Below are 25,572 nucleotides of genomic sequence, written 5' to 3' on the forward strand. Positions count from 1 at the left end.
CAATCAGGACTTCGTCATGCCAACCGAACAGCCCCACCTGTCAATCAATCGTCCGATCCAGAAACAGAAGCTTGCGGACCAGGTGTTCGATCGGTTGTGGCAACTGATCGAGGACCGAGAGCTGGCCCCGGGCGACACCCTGCCTTCGGAGCGGGTCCTGATGGAGCAGTTCGGAGTCGGCCGGCCGGCGGTGCGCGAGGCGCTGCACATGCTGGCCAACAAGGGAGTGATCTCGATCTCTCACGGCGAACGCAGCCGGGTGAAGGAACTGACTGCCAGCACGGCAGTGTCCCAGATCGAGGACATCGCCAAGTTGATGCTGTCCTCTCAGCCCGCAAACCTCGAACACCTCAAGCAGTTGCGTGTCATCCTCGAAGTCGGGACGGTCAGGATTGCCGCCGAAAAATGCACCGACGCCGACGTCGAAACGCTGAACGACCTGGTGCAGGCGCAGCGCGCAGTGCTCGGCCAGGACAAACCCTTTGTCAAAGCCGACATCGCGTTTCACGTCGGCCTTGCACGGGTGACGGGCAATCCATTGCTGGAAACCGTGACCCAGGCCATGCTGTCGTGGCTCTTCGCCTACTACAAACCGCTCCTGCATTGGGAAGGACGCGAGCAGACGACGCTCAAGGAACACGCCACGCTCGTCGCATTGTTGGCAAAGCGCGACGCCGATGGCGCCGTCCGGCTTATCGAAGACCATCTGGGCAGGTCGGATCCGCTGTACACCGTGAAGACGGAGAGATCCTGACGCTTCCCCACGCGCGTTCGCCATGGGTGCCACGGCCATGGCGCGCGGTTAATCAAGGTCAGCATCGGCGCGCTGTGCTGCAGCATTCCGCAAAGTGTTCAAAGACGAATTTCGGCTGCCCTTTCTCTGGTGATTTCAATTGGACCGGAAACAGACGCCAATCAGGTTACCTGCGAGCACCAGGAACCGAACATTATGCCACAGAGGCCTGCAATGACTTCTTTTTCAGAGCGTGAACTTGCACTTCAACTCCGTTCGACAACGGTGGTTGCGAGCCCCAGTAACCAAATTCTACCGCGTCATTAAACGCCTGAGCGCCGCCCTCCGGGGCGGCGTTCGTGTTTCCGCCGCCCGCGGAAGCATTGTGGAAGCAAGATGGGACAAAGCCTTTCATATCGCTTCGAAAATCGCGCTGCGTGATGGTCGGGTGCTTCCTGCGCGATTTCATGTGCCAAGCATTCCATTTGACCCGCTCCCCTGAAACCTCCTCGATGCGGGGTCAGCTTCGACGACTGGCGGCGCGAGTACGGCGGCGTGGAGGTCGCTGACGCCAGGCGACTGAAGGCACCGGAGGCCGGGAACGCTAAGCTCAAGAAATACTGGCCAAGCAGATGATGGACGTTGCCACGCTGAAAGAGATGCACGGAAGAAACGTCCAAGGCCCGGTTCGGGGAGGGCCGCCGTGGACCGGGCGATGAATGTGAAGAGCTGCTCGCAACGGCGGGCCTGTGCGCCGGCCGGGATCTATCGGCGCCGCTCGAAGCGACCGGCGGGTACCGCACTGCGCTTCAGAATCCTGCCGAAGCGCGAAGGCCGGGAGATCAATTGGAAGACGCGCTACCGGCTCTCCCCGCTGCAAGGATCGAAACTGATGTCCCTACTTTCGGTGACGATGCACGAGATTGTTCATGGCATCCCAGTTCCACCTTGCAAAGAAGGGAGATCACCTTGTCCAAATCGAAGTCCAAATCGACCCCCATGACCAGCTCTGCCGCTGCTCGCATCCAGTCGGCGCAGGCAGCCAAGACCGGAGGGAAGACGCCCAAGGGCAGCTTCGCTGCTCGCGCGCAAAAGAGCGCGGCCAAACACGCAGGAAAGACGACCACCAAGAAGTGAGGCTAACTGGGATGGCGGATCTTCCGCCGTCCCTACCCGTCTAGACCAACATGACCTACGCAACTGATTAAAAATTGATCGCCTGATAAAACAGAACTCTGGAATGGTGCTCGGCTCGCGTCGGGCAAGCGACACGGAAAGCTGATACTGCCGAATGGGAAAACGCATCACTTCCCCGCGGACACCAAGCGACCGGCGGGCTTGGCTGAACCTGCGAGGCGATCTCCGTCGGATGGCTGTAAAAGCGGGAGGCTGCCATGAGCGGCGACCTCACCCCGATCCCGCAACTCTCCGAGATCATCGCCTTTGTCATCCGCAATTGCTCCCATGTGGACGATGCGCGCGATCCTGCACTTGAGAAATCCTTGCAGCGGCTGCCCGGGGCGATGTAGTGCCATTCTGCCCGGTGATCCTGCTGCCATTTCAGCTTAGCGTTTCGAGTTCGATTTCGTCTGACATCACCCACCGTCCGGCAGATTGAACGGTGGGCGATCAAACCTTGCCGCCGGCCCCCGCTCAGGCGGCCCGAACCGCGGCGCCGCCTTGCAGTGCCAACCGCGCAGCGATCCGCACCACGTGTGCGCCCTGGAACCGCGCGCCTGCGAGATCGGTCGCGTTCGGCGAAAGCTCGCCGTCGCCCCCGGCCACCGTGCCGGCCCCGTAGGGGGAGCCGCCCACGATACCCTCGCTGGCGGACTGGCCGGCAAAGCTGTAGGGCATTCCGACGACCACCATCCCGAGATGCATCAATGCGATCTGGGTCGACAGCAGCGCCGCCTCGTGTCCGCCGTGCTGCGTGCCGGAGGAGGCGAACACCGCGCCCACCTTGCCGACCAGAGCGTTCCGTGACCACAGGTTGCCCAGCCGGTCGAAGAACAGCTTCATCGGCCCCGACATCAGGCCGAAACGGGCGGGTGTTCCGAAGATCACCGCGTCGTAGCTCTCCAGGTCAGCGGGCTTGGCCTGGGGCGTGTCGTCGTCGATGAACCCCTGCGCCCTGCGCGCCGACTCCGATGCGGTCTCCGGCACCCGGCGCAGGTCGACGACCGTGCCGGGCACGCTCAGCGCGCCTTCCGCCTCGGCCTCGGCCAACGCGCGAACGTGACCCCAGCTGGAATGGTAAAGTACCAGAACTCTTGTCATTTTTCTTCCTCTGTTCCTATGAGGCCTCGGCGCGCGCCGGAAACCCGGCTTCGGCCAGAGCCGCTTCGATCTCGGTGCGGGTTGCCATGGCCTCGACGTTCAGCCTCCGGTTCTCAGGGTCGGCCTTGACGATGGCGTCGGGATCCAGCGTCAGGATCGCCCTGGTCACGCTTCGGGCGCAGCCCGAGCAGCCCATCTTCTCGATGTAAAATCGCATTCGTCGCCTCCTTGACTGATTGGCGCCCCGAGTCGTGACGCCTCCGAGCGTGGGAGGGTCAAGAGCTATCGAAACGTTGTATCCGACGTTCCGCCGGCGCCGCGGGCATGCTCTTGACCCTCCCAGGATGGGAGACCGCATCTGTGGTCCCATCACCGGAAATCCGAGGGGAATCACATGAACATGCCAGCGAACTTTCCTGCCGAGACGGCATTGCTGCCGATCGAGGGAATAACCTGCGCCTCCTGCGTCGGCCGCGTCGAGCGCGCGCTGACAAGGCTGCCGGGAGTAATTTCAGCCAGCGTCAACCTGGCGACGGAGCGCGCCGAGGTCCGTTTCACCGCACCGGCGACGCGCCGGGATCTGGTTCGGGCGGTCGAGGAGACGGGGTATCCGGTCTCCGGTCCGGCCGTCGAACTGGCTATAGAGGGCATGACCTGTGCCTCCTGCGTCGGGCGGGTCGAGCGCGCGCTGGCCGCTGTGCCGGGCGTGACCTCGGCGGCGGTCAATCTCGCCACGGAACGGGCCACCGTCACCGGGGCGGCCGACATTGCCGCGCTGATCGAGGCCGCCGAGGGCGTCGGCTATCCGGCGCGAACGGTGCAGCGGACGAGCGGCGCCACCGATGCGGACGCCGCGCGCAAGGAGGCGGAGCGCGCGGCGCTGCAGCGCGACCTCGCACTTGCCACGGCGCTGACGGTCCCGGTCTTCGCGCTCGAAATGGGAAGCCACCTCGTCCCCGCCATCCACATGCTGATCACCTCCACGATCGGGATGCAGGCCAGCTGGCTGGTCCAGTTCGTGCTGACGACACTGGTCCTGGCGGTCCCTGGCCGCCGCTTCTACCTCAAGGGGCTGCCGATGCTGGCCCGCCGCACGCCCGACATGAACAGCCTCGTCGCTGTCGGCACGCTGGCGGCCTACGCCTTCTCGCTCGTTGCGACCTTCGCGCCGGGGCTGCTGCCGGTGGGCACGGTCAATGTCTACTACGAGGCCGCGGCGGTGATCGTCACCCTGATCCTCGCCGGCCGCCTGCTCGAGGCGCGCGCCAAGGGCCGCACGTCGGAAGCGATCAAGCGTCTGGTCGGGCTGCAGGCCAAGGTCGCCCGGGTGCGGCGCGCCGGCGAAACCGTCGAGATCGACCTGACCGAAATGGTGCGCGGTGACATCGTCGAGGTGCGTCCCGGCGAACGCGTACCGGTCGACGGTGAAGTCGTGGACGGCACGAGCTGGATCGACGAGAGCATGATCACCGGCGAGTCGATCCCGGTGCAGAAGGCCACGGGAAGCCAGGTGACCGGCGGCACGGTCAACCAGACCGGCGCCTTCACGCTGCGTGCCACTGCGGTCGGCGGCGACACCATGCTGGCCCAGATCATCCGTATGGTCGAAGAGGCGCAGGGCTCGAAACTGCCGATCCAGGGGCTGGTCGACCGGATCACAATGTGGTTCGTGCCCACCGTCATGGCGGTCGCGGCGCTGACAGTCGCGGTCTGGCTGCTGTTCGGGCCGGAACCGGCGCTGACCTTCGGACTCGTCACCGGAGTCGCGGTGCTGATCATCGCCTGCCCCTGCGCGATGGGGCTGGCCACGCCCACTTCGATCATGGTCGGCACCGGGCGGGGCGCGGAGATGGGCGTTCTGTTCCGTCGCGGCGATGCGCTACAGGCCCTGCAGGACGCGCGGGTAGTCGCGCTGGACAAGACCGGAACGCTGACCGAGGGCAAACCCCGTCTGACCGACCTCGAACTGGCGCCGGGATTCGACCGGGCCGAGGTGCTGGCGCTTGTCGCGGCGGTGGAGGCGAAGTCGGAGCACCCGATCGCCCGTGCCATCGTCGAGGCCGCCGTCTCGGAAGGGCTGACCTTGCCGGAAGTGTCCGGCTTCGACAACGTCACCGGCTTTGGCGTCACCGCCACTGCCGGCGGACGGCGGGTCGAGATCGGCGCCGACCGATTCATGGCGCAACTCGGCCAGGATGTCGGCGTGCGGGGTGGCCGCGGGCCGCACCCACCCGGGGTTGGGTGCGGCGCCCTTTGCCGATAGCGCCATGCGTCTTGCGGATCAGGGCAAATCGCCGCTCTACGCCGCCATCGACGGCCGGCTCGCGGCCATCGTCGCGGTCGCCGATCCGGTGAAAGACGACGCCGGACGCGATCCGGGCCTTGCATGCGCTGGGCCTGAAGGTGGCGATGGTGACCGGAGACAACAGCCGCACGGCTGACGCCATAGCCCGACGTCTCGGCATCGACGAGGTGGTGGCCGATGTGCTTCCCGACGGCAAGGTCGCGGCGGTCAGGCGGCTAAAGGCGCTCGGCCCGGTCGCCTTCGTCGGCGACGGCATCAACGACGCTCCGGCGCTGGCGGAGGCCGATGTCGGGCTTGCCATAGGCACCGGAACCGACGTCGCGATCGAGGCCGCTGACGTGGTGCTGATGTCCGGCAACCTCCGGGGGGTGCCCAACGCCATCGCGCTCAGCCGGGCGACGATGCGCAACATCCGGCAGAACCTGTTCTGGGCCTTCGCCTACAACACCGCGCTGATCCCGGTCGCCGCCGGCGCCCTTTACCTCGTGTTCGGTCTGCTGCTGTCGCCGGTTTTCGCCGCGGCGGCAATGGCGCTGTCCTCGGTGTTCGTGCTGGGCAACGCGCTGCGGCTGCGCCGCTTCCGCGCGCCGATGGCCGAAGCGCCGTCCGGCCGGTCGACACCTGTCTGACGTCCGAACCCGCCTTCTCCGCCCCGCGCGGGGAAGGCCGCTCGCCCAATATCTCGCACAAGGAAATCGCTCCATGACCCCGCAAGTCACCGTCTACTCCGTTCCGACCTGCCCCGACTGCCGCACGCTGAAAGCCTGGCTCGCCGCCAGGGGCGTGGCCTATGCCGAGCGCGACCTCTCCGATCCCGACGTGCTGGACGAGGCCAGGCGGCGCTTCGGTGTCCGCGTCGCACCGATCACGCAAATCGGCGACTGGTTCGTCTACGGCACCTTCGAAGACCAGAAACCGCCGATCGAAGCCCGCTTGCAGGAGCCGGTCGCATGACGCCAACCATCGCCGGCGGCGGTGCCGGCACCGCCGGCCGCGCGCCGCTGATCGTCGGCAGCCTGGCCCATGCGGCGAACGACGCCTATGCCGGCTTCCTGCCGGCGCTGCTGCCGGTGTATTATCTGCATCTGGGACTGGACGAGGCGGCGCTGGCGTTCCTCGTGGCGATCTTCGCAATTTCCGCGTCGCTTCCCGGGCCGCTGCTCGGCCTGCTTGCCGACCGGGTCGGGGCGCGGACGGTCGCCGCCTTCAGCGTCGCGCTCAGCGCGCTGCTGATGAGCCCGCGGGCCATGGCGCCGCAGCCGGCGTACCTCTTCGCCCTGACCGCCGCAGCCGAGCTGGGTTCGGCGGCGATCCACCCTTCCGGCAGCCTGCTGGTACGGCGCGGCCGGGTCACGCCGGAGCGTGCCGTGGCCCTGTTCAGCGCCGCCGGGATGCTGGGCTACGCCGCCGGGCCTGTGCTGCCGGGCGCGGCGCGGGCGCAATCCGGCAGCCTGCTGCCGGTGGTGCTGGCGGCACCGGGGCTGCTCGCTGCCCTGGCGATCCTCGCCCTGCTGCCGCGCGAGAAAAAGCCCGCCCCGGCCAAGGGCGCGCCCGCCCCGCGGTTCGAGAACTCGCTGATCGCCGGGCGCGTCGGCCTGCTGACCCTGGCGGCCGCCTTCGCCTTCCTTCCGGCGACTGCCATGCTGAACGGCCTGCCGTTGCTGCTGGTCGAGCGTCACAACCTCGACCGACCGAGCCGATGCTGGGCCGCACGATCGGCCTCTATTCGATGGCGTCCGCGGTGGGCGGCGTCGGCGTCGGGCTGCTGGCCGCGCGGCTGCCGCGCCGGCCTCTGCTTGCGGCGGTCCTGGTCGGCAGCGTTCCGGTTTCGGTCTCGGTGCTGTTCACGGTGCCGGGCGGGATCGCGTTCTCCGTCGTGCTGTCCCTGGCCGGGGTGCTGGGCCATGCCGCCACGCCGCTGATGGTGGTGGCCGACCTTGCGCCGCGGACCGGTGCCGCCGCCGCGGGGATGATCTTCGGCCTTGCCGCCGCCATGACCGGGGTGCTCTACCTGGGGCTGGGCGCGGTGCAGGCACAGCTTGGCACCGCCGCCGGCCTGGCGCTTGCCTTTTTCGGTCCGCTCGACGCCGCCGCGATCGCGCTGCCCGCGATGGCCCGGGAAGGTCCGCACCAGCCGTCACCGGACGCGATCGACAGCCTCGACAGGCTCTGCCGCTGCGCCTGTGCGAGCGGCGCCGGGCTTCTGCGGTAGACGGCAGAAAACCCGGCCGCGGGCTTCCGCGGCCGGGTCCACCATGAATGGTCTGGCCGGACAAAGGATCCGAAGGCGCGCAGGCCGGATTTGCGACCGGCACGCGCAGAGCAGAAAACCGATCAGGCGACTGCTGCGAAGCCCGTTCGTGCGCGTTTCGGCATGCGCGCCACCTTGGCGGGCGATTCAGAGCCCAGCGTCGTCAGGATCGGGCAGTCCGGCCGATCGCCGCCGTGGCAATTGTGTGCGAGGTGGCCGATCGCGGCAATCATCTCGTCAAGTTGGCGCCGGCGCTGCTCGAGGTCGGCCACATGTGCGAGGGCGAGCGACTTCACGTCCGCGCTGGACCGGCTCTGGTCGCGCCAGAGGTCCAGAAGTGCCGCGATCTGCTTCACCTGGAATCCCAGATCGCGCGCCCGGCCGACGAATCGAAGCGTGGCGATGTCCTTTTCGCCGTAGACGCGATACCCGGAATAGGTGCGGTTCGCGGGGCGGACGAGGCCGATTTCCTCGTAGTACCTCAGCATCTTGACCGAAATCCCGGTCGCTTTGGCAGCGTCGCCGATGTTCATTTTTCCCTCCGACATTCCGGGCGGCTCGCCCGCGGTGAATGCACGGGAAATTGCGGTCTCCCATCATGGGAAGGTCAAGTAAAATCCTCGCGCACGCGAACCCGCCCGAGGTTCGTGACTCATCTCCAGCGGCGACGCTTCGCCGGAAGAACAAGGTCTTCCATCTCGGTTCCGTCGATATCTGGCAGTCCCAGCCACCGGCCTGGATGCAGGTTCGGGATCATCTTTGATGCGAGTTGCCTGGTGTTACGTCTCGGGGCCATTGCGTGTCCTCCGGTTGGCCGTTCAGGGAATCGACTCTGCGGCGTCCCGGGCTGGCAGGGTCAACTGGCAATCCGTGCCCGCACCGGCAGACCGGGAAACGGCGGCAGGGAAGATCGACGCGGATCACCTCTGTTCGCGCTCGAAGCGGGCCTGGCAGTGGGCTACCGCGCCCGTTGGTCCTGCGGTGATGACGCGGGGAGAGGCCTGACGAACCAAGGCGGCGCCCGGTCGGGTGCCGCCGCGCCACCGGCGCCCCAGCGGGCCGGGCGGACCTGGAGTCCGGCCAGTCGGCAGGTCCCCGCACGAATCGTCTTGACATTCCAATGACTGGAGGGTCCAGTTTGCGCGGGATCATTGGCAGGAGGCCGAAATGTCTGCGCTTTCCCACTCCCACTCCGACTCCCACTCCCACTCCCACTCCCACTCCGACTTCGACTTCGACTCCCACTCCCATCACGGCCACGCCTGCACCTCGCACGCGCACCACGGCTCGTCCGGCAATCCGCCGGAGGTCGCCTCGGCTCAGGCTCTCGACCCGGTCTGCGGGATGACGGTCACGATCAAGCCCGAGGCGCGGTCGCGCGAGCACGGCGGCGAGACCTTCTATTTCTGCTCCGAGGGCTGCGAGACGACGTTCGCCGCCGACCCGCATTTCTACGCCTCCGGCAACGCCGCGAAGGCGAAGCAGGCGGTCGCGGCGGGCACCCGGTGGACCTGCCCGATGCACCCCGAGATCGTGAAGGACGGCCCCGGGTCGTGCCCGATCTGCGGCATGGCGCTGGAGCCGATGCTGCCCACGGACGAACCCAGCGAGGAGCTGGCGGATTTCACCCGCCGCATGTGGGTCAGCGCCGCCGCCTCGGTGCCGCTGGTGATCCTGGCCATGGGCGAGATGGTGGCCCTGCCGGTGCGCGACTGGATCGGGCAACAGGCCGCCGCCTATCTCGAGTTCCTGCTGGCGACGCCGATCGTGCTCTGGGCGGCGCTGCCGTTCTTCCGGCGTGGCTGGGAGTCGATCCAGAACCGCTCGCCCAACATGTGGACGCTGATCTCGCTTGGCGTCGGCGCGGCCTATCTCTACTCGCTGGTGGCGACGTTCCTTCCGGGGGTATTCCCGGACGCCTACCGAATGGGCCACGGCACCGTCGGCACCTACTACGAGGCCGCCGTGGTCATCGTCACGCTGATCTTCGTCGGCCAGGTTCTGGAGCTGCGGGCCCGCGAGCGCACCGGCGACGCGATCCGCGCGCTGATGGACCTTGCGCCGAAGACCGCGCGAAGGATCCTGCCCGACGGCAGCGAATACGACGCGCCGCTGGAGAACATCGTCGAGGGCGACCTTCTGCGCGTCCGGCCGGGCGACAGCGTGCCGGTCGATGGCGAAGTGGTCGAGGGTCGGTCGTCGGTGGACGAATCGATGCTGACCGGGGAGCCGGTGCCGGTGGAGAAGACCGCAGGCGACCGGGTCACCGGCGGCACGATCAACAAGAACGGCACGCTGGCGATCCGCGCCACCCAGGTCGGCGCCGACACCGTGCTGGCGCAGATCGTCGAGATGGTGGCGGGCGCGCGGCGCTCGCGCGCGCCGATCCAGGGACTGGCCGACAAGGTGTCGGCGGTGTTCGTCCCCACGGTGGTGCTGATCGCCATCGCCGCCTTCGTGGTCTGGCTGCTGCTCGCGCCGAACCCGGCGCTGGTCTTCGCCGTTGCCTCGGCGGTGTCGGTGCTGATCATCGCCTGTCCTTGTGCGCTGGGCCTCGCCACGCCGATCTCGATCACCACGGCCGCGGGCCGCGGGGCGCAGGCGGGCGTGCTGATCAAGGACGCCGAGGCGCTGGAGCGGATGGCGCGGGTCGACACGCTGGTGGTGGACAAGACCGGCACCCTGACCGAGGGCAAGCCGAAGCTGACCGACGTGGTGGCCCTGGGCGATGCGTCCGAGGACGAGGTTCTGCGCCTCGCCGCCACGCTGGAGCGCGGCTCCGAGCATCCGCTGGCCGAGGCCATCGTCGCCGGCGCGAAGGCGCGGGGCGTGGCGCTGGACAAGGCCGCCGATTTCGAGGCCGTCACCGGCAAGGGCGTCACCGGCCGGGTCGGCGACCGGCGGGTCGAACTGGGCAATGCCGCGCTGATGCAGGCGGGCTCGGTCGCGATCGACGATGCCGAGAGCACCGCGGACGCACTGCGCACCGAGGGCAAGACAGCGATGTTCGTCGCCGTGGACGGCACCCTCGCCGGGCTGGTGGCGGTGGCCGACCCGATCAAGAAGACCACCGAGGCCGCGATCCGCGCGCTGCACGACCAAGGTCTCAGGGTCATCATGGCGACCGGGGACAACCGGCGCACCGCCGAAGCGGTGGCGAAGCGGCTCGGCATCGACGAGGTGCGTGCCGGGGTGCTGCCGGCCGACAAGAAGGCCCTGATCGACGAGCTGCGCGCCAAGGGACACGGCGTCGCGATGGCCGGCGACGGCGTCAACGACGCGCCGGCGCTGGCGGCGGCGGACGTCGGCATCGCGATGGGCACCGGCGCCGACGTGGCGGTGGAAAGCGCGGGCCTGACGCTTCTGGGCGGCGACCTAACCGGCATCGTGCGTGCCCGCAAACTTGCCAAGGCGACGCTGCGCAACATAAAGCAGAACCTGTTCTTCGCCTTCGTCTACAACGCTGCGGGCGTGCCGATCGCGGCGGGCTTGCTCTACCCGGTGTTCGGCCTGTTGCTGTCGCCGATGATCGCCGCGGCGGCGATGTCGCTGTCCTCGGTTTCGGTCATCGCCAACGCGCTTCGGCTGCGCCGGCTCGATCTTTGAACCCCTTCTGGAGTCACCCCATATGTCACCCCTTTCCCGTCGTGGCTTTCTCTGCGGCTCGGCTGCCATCGGCGCCTCCGCAGCGCTGTCCCTCCCGCCGGCCCAGGTCCGGGCCGGCGAGGCTCGGCTTCTCTCGGCCACCCGCCGAACCATCGAGGTCGGTGGCCGGGCCGCCAGCGTCATGGGGCTGGTCGATGTGACCGGCCGTCCCGGCCTGACGCTGGATCCGGGCGAGCCGTTCCGCATCCACCTGGCCAACGATCTCGACGTCGAGACCATCATCCACTGGCACGGTCAGGTGCCGCCCAACGCCCAGGACGGCGTATCGAACACCAACCCGATGCTCGCCCCGGGCGCGCGCCGCCGGTTCGACTTCGCGCCGCGCCCCGGCACCTTCTGGATGCATTCGCACATCCCCGCGCAGGAGATCGACCTGCTCGCTGCACCGCTGATCGTGCGTGGTGCGGCCGATCTGCGCGCCGACCGGCAGGAGGTGGTGCTGTTCCTGCACGACTTCTCGTTCAAGTCGGGCGAGGAGGTGCTGGCCGAGATCACCGGCGGCGCGGCGATGCCGCACGGTGAGGTGCAGCAGGGCAGCCACGCGGACGGAAACCGCCGGATCACCGGTCTTCACGGCGCCGATACGAACCCGGCGCCCGCGCCGATGGCGCATGGCGGCCAAGGCGGCCAAGGCGGCCGCGAGGGCGGCATGGCGATGGACCTGAACGACTACGAATTCGACGCCTATCTCGCCAACGACCGCACCCTCGACGACCCCGAGACGGTCCGGGTCGAGCGCGGCGGCAAGGTGCTGCTGCGGGTCATAAATGCATCGTCGATGACCGCGTTCTGGATCGACCTCGGCGGCCATCCCGCGCGCCTGGTCGCGGTCGACGGCGACCCGGTGCAACCGCTCGCCGGCGGCCGGTTCGGGCTCGCACAGGGCCAGCGGCTGGATATCGCGCTGACCATGCCTGCGGATGGCACCGCGCTGCCGGTGCTTGCCCTGCGCGAGGGCGCGCCGCAGCGCACCGGGCTGGTCCTCGCCCCGGCGGGGGCGGAGGTGCGCCGGATCGCCGGGCTGGCGGAGGCACCGCACCCCGCCTATTCCGGCGATACGGCGCAGGAGCTGGCGCTGCGTGCCCGGCACCCATTGCCGCCGCGCCCCGCCGACCGCACCCACATGGTGATGCTGGGCGGACAGATGGCGCCCTACGAATGGACCATCAACGGCCAGCTCTGGGGCAGTCACACCCCGATCGCGGCGCGGGCGGGCGAGCGGGTGGAGATGACGTTCCACAACATGTCGATGATGGCGCATCCGATGCACCTGCACGGCCACGTGTTCCAGGTCGTGGCGGTCAACGGGACCCGGATCTCGGGCGCCTTGCGCGACACGGTGCATGTGCCGCCGATGGGCAGCGTGACGCTCGCCTTCGACGCCGGCGAGGCGGCGCCCTGGATGCTGCATTGCCACCACATGGCGCACATGGCGACGGGAATGATGACGGAGCTGGACGTCGCATCGGCCTGAACGCCGCCCCTGCAGCGCCCCGCCTATCCGACCGAAGACCGGCCCCGGCAACGGGGCCGCGTCGATTCCGCGGCTGCGGGTCTCGGGGCCCGGGCGGGTCACGGATTTCCGCGATCACGAAGCCGAAACCGCCAACCCCGACACGCTGGGAGCCGCATTGACCCTCCGACGCTGGGAGAGCCGAAGACGCTTGTCATCCGCACGAATCGTTGCGGTCCACCTGCAAGCGAAGGACTTCCAACAATGTCACTCCACGATCCCGATACCAAGCGGTGGAAGGCGCTGGCGCTTCTTTGCGCAGCACAGTTCATCGTGATCCTCGACACCTCGATCATCGGTGTTGCCCTTCCCGCGATCCAGGCAGACCTCGGCTTCACCGACGACGGGCTCAGCTGGATCTTCAACGCCTACGTGATCGCCTTCGGCGGTCTGCTGCTGCTCGGCGGCAAGCTGGCGGACGTGTTCGGTGCCCGCCGCATCTTCCTGACCGGCTTCGGCATCCTCGCCGCGGCCTCGCTGGTCGCCGGTCTCGCCGACAGCCAGGCCGTGCTGCTCGCCGGGCGCGCCCTGCAGGGGGTCGGCGCCGCGCTGATCGCGCCCGCCGCCCTGTCGATCCTGATGCGCCTCTTCGGCGCGAACCCGGCCGAGCTTGGCCGCGCCTTCGGCTTCTGGGGTGCGGCCGCCGCGGCGGGCGGCACAGCCGGCGTGTTCCTCGGCGGCGTCATCACCGAATGGCTCAGCTGGTCCTGGACCTTCCTGGTGAACGTGCCGCTGGGGCTCGCCGTCCTTGCGATCGGACCGGCGGTGCTGCGGCCGCATCCCTGCATCCACGGCAAGGTCGGCATCATCGATTCCGCCCTCGTCACCGGCGCCATCGTCGCGGCGGTCTACGCCATCGTCACCGCGGAACAGGTCGGCTGGCAGTCGATGCAGACCCTGGGCCTGCTGTCGGGTGCCCTCGTTCTCCTGGCAGTGTTCCTGGCGATGCAGGCGTCGTCGCGCACGTCCTTGCTGCCGCTGCGGCTGTTCCGGGCGCCCGGCCTTGCCATCGGCAACCTGGTGATGTCGCTGCTCGGCGCGGCGTGGATCCCGCTGTGGTTCTTCCTGAACCTCTACCTGCAGTCGGTGCTGCAGCTGTCGGCCTTCGGGTCGGGCCTGGCACTGTTGCCGATGACGCTGGTCATCATGGTGTTCATGGTCCGGTTCACCGGCCCGCTGATCGGCCGCTACGGCGTGAAGCGGGTGATGGTGACGGGGCTGCTGGCGCTTTCCGCCGCCCTCGGGCTGCTGGCCTCGATCCCGGCCGACGGCACCTATCTGGCCTCGGTATTGCCGGCTTCGCTGCTCGCGGCCCTCGGCATGTCGCTGGCCTACATCCCGATCACCATGACCGGCATGGCGGGCGCGGCGCCCGAAGACACCGGCCTTGCCTCGGGCCTGATCAACACGACCTATCAGGTCGGCTCGGCGCTGGGCCTTGCCATCATGGTCTCGGTCGCCGCCGCACAGGTCACGGCAACCTCGCCCGAAACCGTCGCGACGCTGCTCGGCTACCAGGCCGCCTTCCTCGGCGCCGCCCTGGTCGGCGTGCTCGCGAGCCTTCTCGCCCTCATGTTCGTCAGGAGCGGCGGCACGGCAACCGAGGTTGCGATCGGCTAGAGAACGGGTCTCCGCCCCTGTCCGGGGGCGGAGATCCCCGGCCGGGTTCAGGACAAGGCTTGTTGCCTGCTCATCGTCGTCAGCGAGTTCCCGCGCCAGGAACTCCATACGCGGGCGTCAGGGCTGAACGCGAAAATGCATCGCGCACCCGATCACGGGGGAACATAGGCAAATCGGCAACGCGGCCTGGCAGAACGAGCGCGCCGCCGGGTCTATGTGCTGGACATGGCGGCCGCAGCTCGGCGGGTGGTCAGCCGGCCCGACTGCTCGCCTGGTGACGGGCCCGTGCCGTACCTCGACGGTACGGTGCTGGACACCGGGACGGCGCGGCTGCTGGGGCGCAGGGCCCGTGTCGGGTCTGGGTCGCTCGCGGTCTGATGACGCCGGCGGTGTTCGAGGAGGTCCGCCAGCTCGTTGCGCGCCGTCGGCCCGACGGGCTTCGCGTGGTCATTTCACTGGATATGGCCAAGAAGTTGCGCAGTCCGCTTCTGAAAGGACACGAATTGGTGCCACTCAACGACAGTTGGGCGGCCATACCGGCTACGACCGGCTGACGCGCCTTGGCCGACAGGAGCAGACATGCTCAAGTGACGGTCGTAAGCATCCGGCGTAGGCCGCGGTCAGGCGGCTTGGCGGACTTCCGAGGGCTTCCAGTTCCACGGTAGCAGTGTCGGCACCTGCGAGGCTGTCATGTCGGGCAGCCGGGCGAGGACATCGGCCAGCCAGGCCTGCGGATCGATGTCGTTCATCTTGGCCGTTACGATCAGGGAATACATGAAGGCGGCTCGGTCGCCGCCCCGCTCGGAGCCTGCGAAGAGCCATGACTTCCGGCCGAGGGCCACGCCGCGGAGCGCCCGTTCGGCGGCATTGTTCGTGATGCAGACACGACCATTCTCGAGGAAGCGCGTGAAGGCCTCCCAGCGGTCCGCCTTGAACACGTAAGCGATCGCCTTTGCGACGGGGTTGTGCTTCGACATCGTGTCGCGCTCGGCGCGCATCCAGTCGTGCAACTCTTTGACCAGCGGACGGGACAGTCGTTGCCGGGCCGCGAGCCGTGATGTGGCATCCAGACCGTTGATCTGACGTTCGACGTCGAAGAGGGCATCGATCCGCGTCACCGCTTCGAGTGCCACGGGCGAGATGTCATGGGCGGGCTTGCGCTTCCGGACATTTCCCTTGATGTCGGCCAGTTCGAAGAACTTGCGCCGGGCATGGCTCCAGCAGAGCGCGCTCTCCACCGGGCCGGGATCACGGTCGTCGCGGTAGAGGTCGTTGTAGCCGCCATAGGCATCGGCCTGGAGAACCCCTTGCCAGCCCGCGAGATGCCGGTTGGGGTGGGCCATTTCGCGATCGCGCGAGAAGTGGAACAGCGCCGCCGGCGGCGCGCCACCCGCGAACGGGCGATCGTCACGGACACAGGTCCACGGACGAGCCGTCTTGGTCCCGCCTTTCGCCAGCAGCGGCACCGTCGTGTCGTCCCCATGCAGCCGTTCGGCTTTCAGGACATGTTCGCGGATCAGCGCATGAACAGGCGCGAGCGCGGCGGCACAGGCGCCGACCTGGTCGGCCAGGGTGGACAGGCTGAGTTCGACGCCTTCCCGCGCATAACGCTCGGCCTGCCGGTTCAGGGGCTGATGCCGGCCAAACTTCTCGAGGAGGATCGTCGCCAAAAGGTTCGGCCCGGCCCAGCCGCGTGGAGTGGGGTGGAACGGTGCCGGAGCCTGCGAGATCTTCTCGCAGTGGCGGCAGGGGGACTTCTCGCGCACCGTCTGGACCACCTTCCACTGCCGCGGAATGACCTCCAGCGTATCGCTCGCCATTGTTCTCGAACCAATGGCGCACAATGGCTCGCCGTCCTCGCCCATCTTCACGATGCGGTCGGAGCCACAGCAGGTGCAAGTCGTCGGCGCCTCGATCACCACCCGTTCTCTCGGGAGATGCTCCGGGAAAGGCTTGCGGGCCGGGCGGCGACGCTGGACCCCCGCGACGGGCGTGGTCCTTGCCACCATCTCGGCGACGAGTTCGTCCTCGGTGGCGGCGGCCTCGAGTTCCTCGAGTTGCAGTTCCATCTGATCGATCAGGCGCGCGCGGCGTTCAGAGCTGCGTCCGTATTGTTCGCGCCGGAGCTTGGCGATCTCGAGCCGGAGGTGCTTGATCATCGCTTCCGAGGTCGAGACCACCGCGCGGGCCTGCGCCAACTCGCTCTCGGCGGCCTCGGCACGGGCCTCCGAGGCCGCGAGCGCGGCACGCAATCCGGCGATCTCGGAGGCGGTCTCTGACATGGCGGAGACCTATCACACCGACATCGGAAAGCCCATGCAAACAGGACCGATCAGACCGATTTATCCCGCTTTTGCAGGGCGTTGGGTCCAGCGCGGGTTGCGCCAGTCGATGCCTTCCAGAAGGTAGCCCAACTGGGCCGCGGAGATCTGCACCGCCTCGCCACTTCCGCTCGCCGGCCAGATGAACTTCCCGGCCTCGAGGCGCCTTGTATAGAGCGACATGCCGACCCCGTCGTGCCAGAGCAGTTTGACCAGGTCGCCTTTGCGCCTGCGAAAGCAGAAGATCTCCCCCGCATGCGGATCGCGCCCGAGACCCTGCTGCACCGTCAGCGCCAGGGTGTTCATGCCGCGCCGCATGTCCGTCACACCGCCCGCAATCCAGACCTTCACGCCCGCCGGAAACGCGATCATCCGCGATCCACGATCGGCAGCAGCCGAGCCAGCGCCTCCGGATCGACATTGGCTGGCACGACAACGCGGCGCCCGTTCGTCAGCACGATCTCGACCCTTGCGTCCGCGTTCGATGACAGAGGCACCTTGGAAGCCGCAGGCCCGGCCTCGGCTGACAGCGCAAGCGGGATGAACGCCGGCGGACGCGGTTCTCCAAGTTCACCGTTCCGGTATTGCCGCCGCCAGACCGTCAGAAGAGACCGGGAAATCCCGTGCCGCCGCGCCGTGGCGCTTGCCTGACGATGCCCGACGAAACTCTCCTCCACGATCCGCAGCTTGTCCGCATCGCTCCAGTGCCGGCGCCGCATGCTATCCGCCGCGGAAAGGACTTCAATCTCGGGTCTGAACGTAAGGTCGGCCATAAAGCCGGACCTACCACCGCCTTCGGAAATCCGTCAGACGGCTCTCGCCGGAGGCATACTGACGGTCTTCATGCTTCCTCTGACAGCGCATCGATCACAGGGCATTCCGGTACGTCGTCGCCGGTACATTGCGCCACCGTTGATGCCAGAACGTGCTCAATGCGCTTGAGATCGGCGATCTTTGCGCGGACCGAGGCAAGATGCGCGTCGGCGAGGACCTGCACCTCTCCGCAGGTCTGTGCTCCGCCGTCGACCAGCGCGAGCAGATCGCGGATTTCTTCGAGCGTGAACCCCAGTTCCCGCGCCCGCATTATGAAGCGCAGGCGTCGGACGTGGCTTTGGTCATAGGCGCGGTAGTTCCTGGCTGTGCGGGGTGGGTCAGGCATGACGCCAATGGTCTCGTAATAGCGGATGGTCTCGAGGTTGCATCCGGTCAATCCGGCCAGGTCTGAACGGCGCAGGGCATTCACAGATCTGTGATGCTTTTTCACGTTGGCGCCCCCTTGAGTCTGTATGGGATACAGACCCTAGATTGAGATCGTCAATCAGGCAAGGACGATTCGAGACATGACTGAAACCACATCCGCGAGCCGGGAAACGGCCCTCGACGATACTCCGGGTGCCGACCGGAAAGCATGGGCAACGACCGGGCTGGGCGCGTTCGGCGCGCTGGCCATGACATCGTGCTGCATCCTGCCGCTGGTATTGGTGAGTTTCGGCGTCACCGGCGTGTTCATCGCCCAGCTGGGCGTTCTCTACCAGTACAAGTGGATCACCTTCGCGCTGAGTGCCGCGTTCATCGGCTACGGCTTTTACAAGGCCTATCGGCCGATACCGGCCGAGGCCTGCGCCGACGGAGCCTGCGCGCGGCCGGTGAACCGGACACTGATGCGATCCGTCCTCTGGATCGCCACCGTGATCGTCGCCGTCGCGATGATCTTTCCCTACGCAACGCCTTACATCCTGTCCTACTGAAAGGTCTGAGCCATGAAGAAACTGTATCTCGCACTGGCGGCCGTGGGCGCGCTCGCGGCAATTCCCGCGACTGCCGCGGAACAGCGCATCGAGGTCGGCGTGGGGGAACTGACCTGTCCGACCTGCTCCTACACGGTGGCGGCGGCCATGCGTGACGTTCCTTCGGTTGAAATCATCGAATTCGCCGAGGGCGAGGAATTCGGCACCGGCACCTTCACCGTCGCCTATGACGACGAGGCCGCCGATCCCGACACGATCGTCGAAGCAATCCGCGCGACCGGCTATCCGGCGGAAGTCGTTCGGCCCGGCGATTCCTGATGATGTGCGCAGCCCCACACCCGGAACCGGAGGCCGCATGAAAGCCGCGGACGAAGAACACACGACCCTCTTGCGGCGTGGCCTCGTCGGCAGCGTCATCGCGGCGATCTGCTGTTTCACGCCGCTCCTGGTGGTCATTGTCGCCGGCGTGGGGCTTTCGGCCTTTGTCGGCTGGCTCGACTATGCGCTCTTTCCGATGCTTTTCGCCTCGCTCGGCGTGATTGCGTACGCGCTGTGGCTGCGCGCCGGTCAACCCGGGCGCAGCCCGAAAGCGCTTGTCATCGGTCTGGCGGTGGCGTTTTCCGGGCTGCTCTTCTGGCTGGAGTTCCGCTTTGCCCTGCGGATCTCGGTCGTCGCGGCGCTGGCGGTGGCGGGTTATGCGCTCTGGCTCGGCAGGTCGGGCGGGGCAGCGGCGGAACCGATCGACGGCGAGCCGCGATAAACGCCGCTTCGATCGTGCCGGCACTCTCGGCGCAAGGGACAAAGGAACAGGACCTGCGCTCTGCCGATCGCGATGGCCGCAATTTTCTGCGTAGTCGCGAAACGCCCGCAGGCTGGAACGTGGCGGACAAAGCGCAAGACGAAGATTTGCAAGGAAACAGACATGACCAAGACCTACGACCTGATCGTGATCGGCGGCGGCACCGGCGGCAATGGCGTGGCCCGGATGGCGGCGAATGCCGGCTGGAAGGTGGCCAGCATCGACAGCCTGCCCTTTGGCGGCACCTGCGCCCTGCGCGGCTGCGATCCCAAGAAGATGCTGATCGCCGCCACCGAGGGCGTGGAATGGGCCGAGAACATGAAGGGCAAGGGGCTTGAGGCAAAGACCTCTGTCGACTGGCCCGACATGATTGCCTTCAAGCGCACCTTCACCGACAACATGCCGCCGCGCATCGAGGGCGGGCTGGAAAAGGCCGGCATCGACGTGCTGCACGGCGCGGCGCGATTCACCGGCGCGGACAGCATCGAGCTGAACGGCGAGACCCTGACCGCGAAGCATTTCCACATCGCCACCGGCGCGCGGCCGATGACGCTGAACATCCCCGGCGAAGAGCATCTGACCACCAGCACCGAGTTCCTCGACCTGCCCGAGCGGCCCGACCGCATCGCCTTTGTCGGCGGCGGCTTCATCGCCATGGAATTCGCGCATGTCGCCAGGCGCGCCGGGGCCAGCGAAGTGACCGTGCTGGAGATGATGGACCGGCCCCTGGGCAACTTCGATCCCGACCTGGTCGGGATGCTGGTCGACGCGACGGAAGAACTGGGCATCGACCTGCGCACCAAGGCGAAGGTCGCGAAGATCGAGAAGAAGGGCGAGGAATTCGTCGTCACGGTTGAACGGCCCTCGGGCACCGAAACCGTCATCTGCGACCTGGTGGTGCACGGTACCGGCCGGGTGCCCGATATCGACGGGCTGAACCTTAAGGCCGCCGGCGTCGAACACTCGCGCCGCGGCATCAAGGTGAACGCCTCGATGCGCACCACCAACCCGGCGATCTTCGCCGCCGGCGACTGTGCCGACAGCGGCCCCAACCTGACCCCTGTTTCGGCCTTCGAGGGGCGGGTCGCGGGCAAGAACCTGCTGGCCGGAAAGGACGAGCGCACGGTGAAATACCCGCCGGTCCCGTCGGTGGTGTTCACCCTGCCGATGGTCGCCACCGTGGGCTTGTCGGAAGCCGCGGCCAGTGAGCAGGACCTGCAGTTCGACACCCATTTCGCCAAGACAGACGGCTGGTATTCGTCGCTGCGCGTCGGCGCGAAACACACCGGCTACAAGGTGCTGGTCGAGCAGGGCAGCGGCAGGATTCTCGGCGCGCACCTGATCGGGCCGGGGGCCGAGGAACAGATCAACCTGTTCGCCATGGCCATGGGCGCCGGGCAGACCGCCAACCAGATCAAGGCGATGATCTTCGCCTATCCCAGCTACGCCTCGGACATCGGGTCGATGGTGTGATGCAATTCGGCCCGGTGCCGCCTCGGCGGTTTCGGGCACCGCAAAAGCAAAGGAAATGGACATGGACCAGAGCGTCAGGGAACATGATTGCTGCTCTCCGGCGGAGGTCGGCAGCGACAGCTATGACCTGATCGTCGTCGGCGCCGGCTCGGCCGGGTTCTCGGCCTCGATCACCGCGGCCGGGGCCGGCAAGCGGGTGGCGATGGTCGGCCACGGCACCATCGGCGGGACCTGCGTGAATGTCGGCTGCGTGCCGTCGAAGGCGATGATCCGCGCCGCCGAAGCCGCCCATGGCGGCGCGTCCGCCGCCCGGTTTCCGGGCATCGAGCCCTGCACGCACGGCGTGGACTGGTCGGCGGTCGTGAAGGGCACCGCCGATCTGGTCGGCGAGATGCGGCAGAAGAAATACATCGACCTGCTGCCCGCCTACGGCAACGTCACCTATGTCGAGGAAGGCCCGGCGCGGCTGGTCGAGGGCGGCGTCGCGGTCGGCGGTCGGGTCATCACCGCCCCGCGCATCCTGATCGCCACCGGCTCGCGCCCGCACCTGCCCGGTATCGAAGGCATCGACACCGTGGACACGCTGGATTCCTGGGGCCTTCTTTCCCTGCCCACCCGCCCCGAGAGCATCATGGTGCTGGGCGGCGGCTATATCGGCTGCGAACTGGCGCAGATGGCATCGAGGCTGGGGGTGAAGGTCACGCTGGTGACCCGCTCGCGGCTTCTGCCCGGCGCCGAGCCCGAAGCGGCCGAGGCGCTGGCGCAGGCGCTGAAGGCCGAGGGCATCGCGGTCGAGACGGGCCTGGCCTACGTTTCGGTGGCGCAGCGCGACGGCGGCGTTGCCCTGGTGGTCGAGCGGGGCGGCAAGACCCGGACCCTGACGGCAGAGCGGCTGGTGGCGACCACCGGCCGCGTGGCCAACACCGAGAGCCTCGGGCTGAGCGAACTTGGCATCGAGACCGATGCGCGCGGTGCCATCAAGGTCGGTCCCGACATGGCCACCACCCGGCCCGGCGTCTGGGCCGCGGGCGATGTCACCGACCGCGACCAGTTCGTCTACATGGCGGCCTATGGTGCCAAGGTGGCGGTCAACAACGCGCTGGGGCTCGAGCCGATGCGCTATGACAACGCCGCGATGCCCTGGGTGGTGTTCACCGACCCGCAGGTGGCCGGCGTCGGCCTTTCCGAGGCCGAGGCAACGGCGGCCGGGCACGAGGTCAAGACCAGCGTGCTGACACTGGACAACGTGCCGCGCGCCGCCGCCGCGCGCGATACCCGCGGCGTGATCAAGCTGGTCGCGGATGCGAAAACCGACCGCCTGCTGGGCGGCCAGATCGCCGCGCCCGAGGGCTCGGACACGATCCAGACCCTGGCCATGGCACTGAAATTCGGAATGACGACAACGGCGCTGGGCGAGACGATCTTTCCCTACCTGACCACGGTCGAGGGGCTGAAACTGGCGGCGCAAACCTTCGACAAGGACGTGGCGAAACTCAGTTGCTGCGCCGGTTAGCGCCATGGGACCGGGCGGGAAAACCGATTTTCTCTCGACGCTTCCCGGGGCGCTGATCGCCTGGGGCCTGCCCATTGTGGCGATGGTTCTGGTGATCGGCGTTCCACATCCGGTCAAGACGTGGACCTGGACCGGCGCGCTGATCTGGATGGGAACGGCCTGCCTGTGGAACGCGCGCCGGTGCGGACGGCGGCATTGTTTCTGGACCGGGCCGTTCTTCCTGGCGATGGCGATTGTCGTGCTGGCCTTTGGGTACGGCCATGTGGACCTGGGCAGCCAGGGGTGGAAATGGCTTGCCGCGGCAATCGGACTTGGCGCGTGGGTCATCACCGCCGTCACGGAACGCAAGGAAAGATATCGGTGAGCAGCCGAAAGGAGCGGCAATGAAGGATTTTTCTGGAAACGGACCACTGGCAGCGCTGATCGCGGTCAAGCTGGCCTGTTGCGTCGGGCTGCTACTGGCCTTCGGCGCAATATCGCTTGGGGGGGTCCTGTCGCTGGTGGATCAGCCGGCGGTCAAGGCTGTTGGCGTGCTGCTTCTGGTTCTGGCAGCTGTCTGGCTGTTGCGGCGGGCGCGTGTGGAAGCAGCCGGTTCGCAGCCGCGGAACGCCGGCGGGGGTCTGCATGAACACCACCAGGACATTTCCTGACCGTCGCGCCAGCCGGGCCTGTTCGGCCCGCGGCGACACGGCGCTTGTTCTGTGTGGCGGCGGCCACGGGGCGCTGGGAGTCGGTTTCGTCCGCGCCCTCTCGGATCTTGGCGTTCGATATGACCAGATCCTCGGAACCTCGATCGGCGCGGTGAACGGCGCGTTCCTGGCAGGTGGCATGTCCGCCGACGGGCGCCTGGAAAGGATCCCGGCCGCCGCGCGCGGGCTCGACCTGTCGCTGGCCCAGGGGGTGCAACTCGGCGCGGCGATCTTTCGCCCTTTCCTGCATGCCCAAATCGGTAAGGCAGCGTCATGAGTTCCCTCGTCCTCTATGGATTTGCCGCCGGCGCGGTTGCGACGGTCAACCCCTGCGGCTTTGCCCTTCTGCCTGCATGGTTCGCCCGTGAAATGGCGGCACACCAGGGCCGCCCCGCGGCCGAACGCCTGATCCGGGCGATGGGTTCGGGCGGGCTGGTGTCCCTGGGGTTCGTGTCGATATTCGTGGTTGCCGGGGTCCTCCTGGCGGCCGGATCCGAGTGGCTCGGGCCGGCGCTGCCCTGGATCGGTGTGACGCTGGGCTTGGCATTGGCGCTGATCGGCATCAGCTGGGTCGCTTCGGTCCGACTTCCGGGAGTTCCGGTCGTTGAAACCTGTCGCCGGATCAGCAAGCGCTATGGTGCGTTCGGTTTCGGCCTTTCCTACGGGCTTGCGTCCATCTCCTGCACGCTGCCGGTGTTCATGTCCGTTGCCGGTCTGTCGCTGCTTCTGGAGAGCGAGATATCCCTGGCCGGATTTCTGGCCTACCTGGCCGGGGCGACGACCGTTTTGACCCTGGTTGCCGTGGGCGGAACGCTTGTCGGGTCGGGGTTGTTGACGCTTGTGCAAGGTCGCGCCGGGCTCTTGCGACGCATTGCCGGTGCACTGACACTTCTGGCCGGTCTTTATATCGCGCTCTACTGGGGAAGGATTTTCCTCGACAACGCGTCGTGGGCGGACGAAATCGCCTATGCGGTCGGAGGGTATTCGTCGAGCGTCAGCATGTTGTTGTCCTCCGGCACCGGTTTGACGTTATTGCTGTCAGGGCTCGTCGCGCTCGCCCTGGTCGTGTGGATTGCGCAGGTCCGCAAGGCCGACCGCAAATAGGCATCCGCTTGCCTGTCCGTTTCCCGACAAGCGTTGCCCGAGCCAGGCTGGACGATCGGTCAAGGTCGGGAATGGCTCCTTGCCGTAGATCGCGTCAGACTTGCGCACGACACCCACGGGTCCGGCTGTTTCCGCCGCAACGGCGGGCGGTGGTGCGGGGCTGCAAGATTGGCCGAGCGACGGCAGGCGGATCAGATGGTACGACCCCGCGGATGCGTACTTGACCTGTCTCGGCGCCAGCTTAATTCACTGCCAGACTTCAAGACAATGCGAGAACGGACTGCCCGGACCCCGCGTCCCGGTCATCCGGGAAGGGCCGTGGTCGGCCGCCGGGTGGCGGCCGGGCGGGCGGGGAATGGCAGGCAGCGGGTTTGGAGGACATGCCGTGAGAATTGCCCAGATTGCGCCCCTGGCCGAGAGCGTGCCGCCGAAGTTCTATGGCGGCACCGAGCGCGTCGTGTCGTACCTGACCGAGGAGCTGGTCCGGCAGGGGCATCAGGTGTCGCTGTTCGCCAGCGCCGATTCCGAGACCTCGGCCGAGCTGTTTCCCGGTTGCGCGCAGGCGCTGCGGCTTGATCCCGATGCGCCGGACCATCTGCCGTACCACATCCTGATGCTGGAGCAGGTGCGGCGGCGGGCGGACATGTTCGATGTCCTGCACTTCCACACCGACTACCTGCACTTCCCGATGTTCCGCGACCTCGCCGGGCGGTCGGTGACGACGATGCACGGCCGGCAGGATCTGCCCTATCTGGCGCCGATCTACGCCAGCTTCACCGAGTATCCGATCGTCTCGATCTCGGACCATCAGCGCCGGCCCGTGCCGCTGGCGCGCTGGGCGGCGACGGTGCACCACGGCCTGCCGCACGATCTGCTGGGATTCGCGCCGCACCGCCGGCGCGACTACCTCGCCTTTCTCGGCCGGATCAGCCCGGAAAAGCGCCCGGACCGCGCGATCGAGATCGCGCGCCGCGCCGGACTGCCGCTGAAGATCGCCGCCAAGGTGGACCGGGTGGACCGGGACTATTTCGAGACCTGCATCCGCCCGCTGTTCGATCCGGGTTTCGTCGAGTTCATCGGCGAGATCGGCGAGCACGAGAAGAGCGACTTCCTGGGCGGTGCCACGGCGCTGCTGTTCCCGATCGACTGGCCCGAGCCGTTCGGGCTGGTGATGATCGAGGCGATGACCTGCGGCACGCCGGTGATCGCCTGGCGCCGCGGCTCGGTGCCCGAGATCGTCGCGCACGGCGTCACCGGGTTCATGGTCGAGAACGTCGCCGAGGCCGTCGAGGCGGTCGGTCGCGCGCAGCTGCTGCAGCCCGAGGCCGTGCGCGCCGTCGCGCGGGAGCGGTTCGGCGCCGAGCGCATGGCGCGCGACTATCTGGCGCTGTATCAGCGGCTGCTCGACCGGCCCGAGGCGGCCGCGGTTCCGGCCATGCTGCCCGCGGCGAATCCCGCCGGTGCCGCCGCCGCGGCGGCCAGAAAACCGGCCTGATGTCCGGCCGGGCCGGCCGCCGCCGGCCGGCCGCACGGCTTCAACGCGGGCGCCGCCGCCCT

General features: G+C 67.6%; 27 protein-coding genes and 2 pseudogenes. 21 read left to right on the forward strand and 8 right to left on the reverse strand.

Annotation, left to right across the window (positions count from 1 at the left end; translation table 11 throughout):
* The first annotated feature begins 16 nt into the window (after positions 1–16).
* A complete protein-coding gene (nanR, locus tag GE300_RS12025; protein ID WP_154446813.1) occupies positions 17–754 on the forward strand; it encodes a transcriptional regulator NanR in 738 nt (245 codons plus the stop codon).
* A 193-nt stretch (positions 755–947) separates the two neighbouring features.
* On the opposite strand, the gene GE300_RS12030 is transcribed toward nanR, so the two are convergent.
* Complete coding sequence (locus GE300_RS12030; RefSeq protein ID WP_154446814.1) at positions 948–1,202, reverse strand: hypothetical protein; 255 nt, start codon at positions 1,200–1,202, stop codon at positions 948–950.
* Positions 1,203–1,255: 53 nt separating this feature from the next.
* Between GE300_RS12030 and GE300_RS22980 the strand changes: the two are divergent.
* The 3 genes and pseudogenes from GE300_RS22980 to GE300_RS23560 all read left to right on the forward strand — a co-directional run.
* Positions 1,256–1,601: pseudogene (locus tag GE300_RS22980) on the forward strand (IS3 family transposase); the annotation flags it as partial.
* Positions 1,602–1,702: 101 nt separating this feature from the next.
* Positions 1,703–1,870, forward strand: a complete 168-nt coding sequence (locus tag GE300_RS12035; protein ID WP_154446815.1) for a hypothetical protein — start codon at positions 1,703–1,705, stop codon at positions 1,868–1,870.
* A 257-nt stretch (positions 1,871–2,127) separates the two neighbouring features.
* Positions 2,128–2,262, forward strand: a complete 135-nt coding sequence (locus tag GE300_RS23560; RefSeq protein ID WP_267905440.1) for a hypothetical protein — start codon at positions 2,128–2,130, stop codon at positions 2,260–2,262.
* 124 nt (positions 2,263–2,386) lie between these two features.
* On the opposite strand, the gene wrbA is transcribed toward GE300_RS23560, so the two are convergent.
* Together wrbA and GE300_RS12045 are read right to left on the reverse strand one after the other, a co-directional pair.
* Entirely contained in the window at positions 2,387–3,013 is a 627-nt protein-coding gene (gene wrbA, locus GE300_RS12040; protein ID WP_154446816.1) for an NAD(P)H:quinone oxidoreductase, read from the reverse strand.
* 16 nt (positions 3,014–3,029) lie between these two features.
* Positions 3,030–3,230, reverse strand: a complete 201-nt coding sequence (locus tag GE300_RS12045) for a heavy-metal-associated domain-containing protein (RefSeq protein ID WP_154446817.1) — start codon at positions 3,228–3,230, stop codon at positions 3,030–3,032.
* 183 nt (positions 3,231–3,413) lie between these two features.
* Between GE300_RS12045 and GE300_RS12050 the strand changes: the two are divergent.
* From GE300_RS12050 to GE300_RS12070, 4 genes and pseudogenes are all read left to right on the forward strand, one after another.
* Positions 3,414–5,947, forward strand: a pseudogene (locus GE300_RS12050) (heavy metal translocating P-type ATPase).
* A 73-nt stretch (positions 5,948–6,020) separates the two neighbouring features.
* Entirely contained in the window at positions 6,021–6,272 is a 252-nt protein-coding gene (locus GE300_RS12060; RefSeq protein ID WP_154446819.1) for a glutaredoxin family protein, read from the forward strand.
* Entirely contained in the window at positions 6,269–7,240 is a 972-nt protein-coding gene (locus tag GE300_RS12065) for an MFS transporter (protein WP_154446820.1), read from the forward strand. Before GE300_RS12060 ends, GE300_RS12065 begins: the two co-directional genes overlap by 4 nt.
* A complete protein-coding gene (locus GE300_RS12070; RefSeq protein WP_154446821.1) occupies positions 7,195–7,530 on the forward strand; it encodes a hypothetical protein in 336 nt (111 codons plus the stop codon). Before GE300_RS12065 ends, GE300_RS12070 begins: the two co-directional genes overlap by 46 nt.
* Before the next feature lie 122 nt (positions 7,531–7,652).
* Here the strand turns inward: GE300_RS12070 and cueR are convergent, their stop codons facing one another.
* Positions 7,653–8,102 carry a Cu(I)-responsive transcriptional regulator gene (gene cueR / locus GE300_RS12075; protein ID WP_154446822.1) on the reverse strand — a complete coding sequence of 150 codons (450 nt, stop codon included), beginning with the start codon at positions 8,100–8,102 and terminating at the stop codon, positions 7,653–7,655.
* Positions 8,103–8,736: 634 nt separating this feature from the next.
* Between cueR and GE300_RS12080 the strand changes: the two genes are divergently transcribed.
* The 3 genes from GE300_RS12080 to GE300_RS12090 all read left to right on the forward strand — a co-directional run bounded on the left by GE300_RS12080 (position 8,737) and on the right by GE300_RS12090 (position 14,368).
* A complete protein-coding gene (locus GE300_RS12080; RefSeq protein ID WP_154446823.1) occupies positions 8,737–11,175 on the forward strand; it encodes a heavy metal translocating P-type ATPase in 2,439 nt (812 codons plus the stop codon).
* 22 nt (positions 11,176–11,197) lie between these two features.
* The gene (locus tag GE300_RS12085) at positions 11,198–12,709 is read left to right on the forward strand and encodes a multicopper oxidase family protein (RefSeq protein ID WP_154446824.1); all 1,512 of its coding nucleotides are present in this window, start codon (positions 11,198–11,200) and stop codon (positions 12,707–12,709) included.
* 243 nt (positions 12,710–12,952) lie between these two features.
* Positions 12,953–14,368 (forward strand): MFS transporter, encoded by a 1,416-nt coding sequence (locus tag GE300_RS12090; RefSeq protein ID WP_154446825.1) that lies wholly within the window; start codon positions 12,953–12,955, stop codon positions 14,366–14,368.
* A 620-nt stretch (positions 14,369–14,988) separates the two neighbouring features.
* On the opposite strand, the gene tnpC is transcribed toward GE300_RS12090, so the two are convergent.
* The 4 genes from tnpC to GE300_RS12110 form a co-directional block, all read right to left on the reverse strand.
* Positions 14,989–16,650, reverse strand: a complete 1,662-nt coding sequence (tnpC, locus tag GE300_RS12095; protein WP_154446826.1) for an IS66 family transposase — start codon at positions 16,648–16,650, stop codon at positions 14,989–14,991.
* A 60-nt stretch (positions 16,651–16,710) separates the two neighbouring features.
* Positions 16,711–17,061, reverse strand: a complete 351-nt coding sequence (gene tnpB / locus GE300_RS12100; RefSeq protein ID WP_154446827.1) for an IS66 family insertion sequence element accessory protein TnpB — start codon at positions 17,059–17,061, stop codon at positions 16,711–16,713.
* Positions 17,058–17,462 carry an IS66-like element accessory protein TnpA gene (tnpA, locus tag GE300_RS12105; protein WP_154446828.1) on the reverse strand — a complete coding sequence of 135 codons (405 nt, stop codon included), beginning with the start codon at positions 17,460–17,462 and terminating at the stop codon, positions 17,058–17,060. The genes tnpB and tnpA overlap by 4 nt, the downstream gene beginning before the upstream one ends.
* A 68-nt stretch (positions 17,463–17,530) precedes the next feature.
* The gene (locus GE300_RS12110; RefSeq protein ID WP_325063215.1) at positions 17,531–17,932 is read right to left on the reverse strand and encodes a MerR family transcriptional regulator; all 402 of its coding nucleotides are present in this window, start codon (positions 17,930–17,932) and stop codon (positions 17,531–17,533) included.
* Positions 17,933–18,029: 97 nt separating this feature from the next.
* Here GE300_RS12110 and GE300_RS12115 point away from each other — a divergent pair, with 97 nt between their 5' ends.
* The 10 genes from GE300_RS12115 (at position 18,030) to GE300_RS12160 (ending at position 25,510) form a co-directional block, all read left to right on the forward strand.
* Positions 18,030–18,437: a mercuric transporter MerT family protein gene (locus GE300_RS12115; protein ID WP_154446830.1), complete on the forward strand. Its 408-nt coding sequence runs from the start codon at positions 18,030–18,032 to the stop codon at positions 18,435–18,437.
* Positions 18,438–18,449: 12 nt separating this feature from the next.
* Positions 18,450–18,755: a heavy-metal-associated domain-containing protein gene (locus GE300_RS12120; RefSeq protein WP_154446831.1), complete on the forward strand. Its 306-nt coding sequence runs from the start codon at positions 18,450–18,452 to the stop codon at positions 18,753–18,755.
* Positions 18,756–18,792: 37 nt separating this feature from the next.
* Entirely contained in the window at positions 18,793–19,197 is a 405-nt protein-coding gene (gene merF, locus GE300_RS12125) for a mercury resistance system transport protein MerF (protein ID WP_154446832.1), read from the forward strand.
* A 162-nt stretch (positions 19,198–19,359) separates the two neighbouring features.
* Positions 19,360–20,709, forward strand: coding sequence for a dihydrolipoyl dehydrogenase family protein (locus tag GE300_RS12130; protein WP_154446833.1), 1,350 nt, complete (start codon positions 19,360–19,362; stop codon positions 20,707–20,709).
* 61 nt (positions 20,710–20,770) lie between these two features.
* Positions 20,771–22,222 carry a mercury(II) reductase gene (gene merA, locus GE300_RS12135; RefSeq protein WP_154446834.1) on the forward strand — a complete coding sequence of 484 codons (1,452 nt, stop codon included), beginning with the start codon at positions 20,771–20,773 and terminating at the stop codon, positions 22,220–22,222.
* 4 nt (positions 22,223–22,226) lie between these two features.
* The gene (locus tag GE300_RS12140; protein ID WP_154446835.1) at positions 22,227–22,586 is read left to right on the forward strand and encodes a hypothetical protein; all 360 of its coding nucleotides are present in this window, start codon (positions 22,227–22,229) and stop codon (positions 22,584–22,586) included.
* Positions 22,587–22,605: 19 nt separating this feature from the next.
* Entirely contained in the window at positions 22,606–22,872 is a 267-nt protein-coding gene (locus GE300_RS12145; protein ID WP_154446836.1) for a hypothetical protein, read from the forward strand.
* The gene (locus GE300_RS12150; protein WP_154446837.1) at positions 22,847–23,188 is read left to right on the forward strand and encodes a patatin-like phospholipase family protein; all 342 of its coding nucleotides are present in this window, start codon (positions 22,847–22,849) and stop codon (positions 23,186–23,188) included. The genes GE300_RS12145 and GE300_RS12150 overlap by 26 nt, the downstream gene beginning before the upstream one ends.
* Positions 23,185–24,015, forward strand: a complete 831-nt coding sequence (locus tag GE300_RS12155; RefSeq protein ID WP_154446838.1) for a cytochrome c biogenesis CcdA family protein — start codon at positions 23,185–23,187, stop codon at positions 24,013–24,015. The genes GE300_RS12150 and GE300_RS12155 overlap by 4 nt, the downstream gene beginning before the upstream one ends.
* Positions 24,016–24,400: 385 nt before the next feature.
* On the forward strand, positions 24,401–25,510 hold the full coding sequence (locus tag GE300_RS12160; protein ID WP_325063212.1) for a glycosyltransferase family 4 protein: 1,110 nt from the start codon (positions 24,401–24,403) through the stop codon (positions 25,508–25,510).
* Positions 25,511–25,572: the final 62 nt, after the last annotated feature.

The sequence above is a fragment of the Halovulum marinum genome, from assembly GCF_009697225.1.
GTDB lineage: Bacteria > Pseudomonadota > Alphaproteobacteria > Rhodobacterales > Rhodobacteraceae > Halovulum > Halovulum marinum.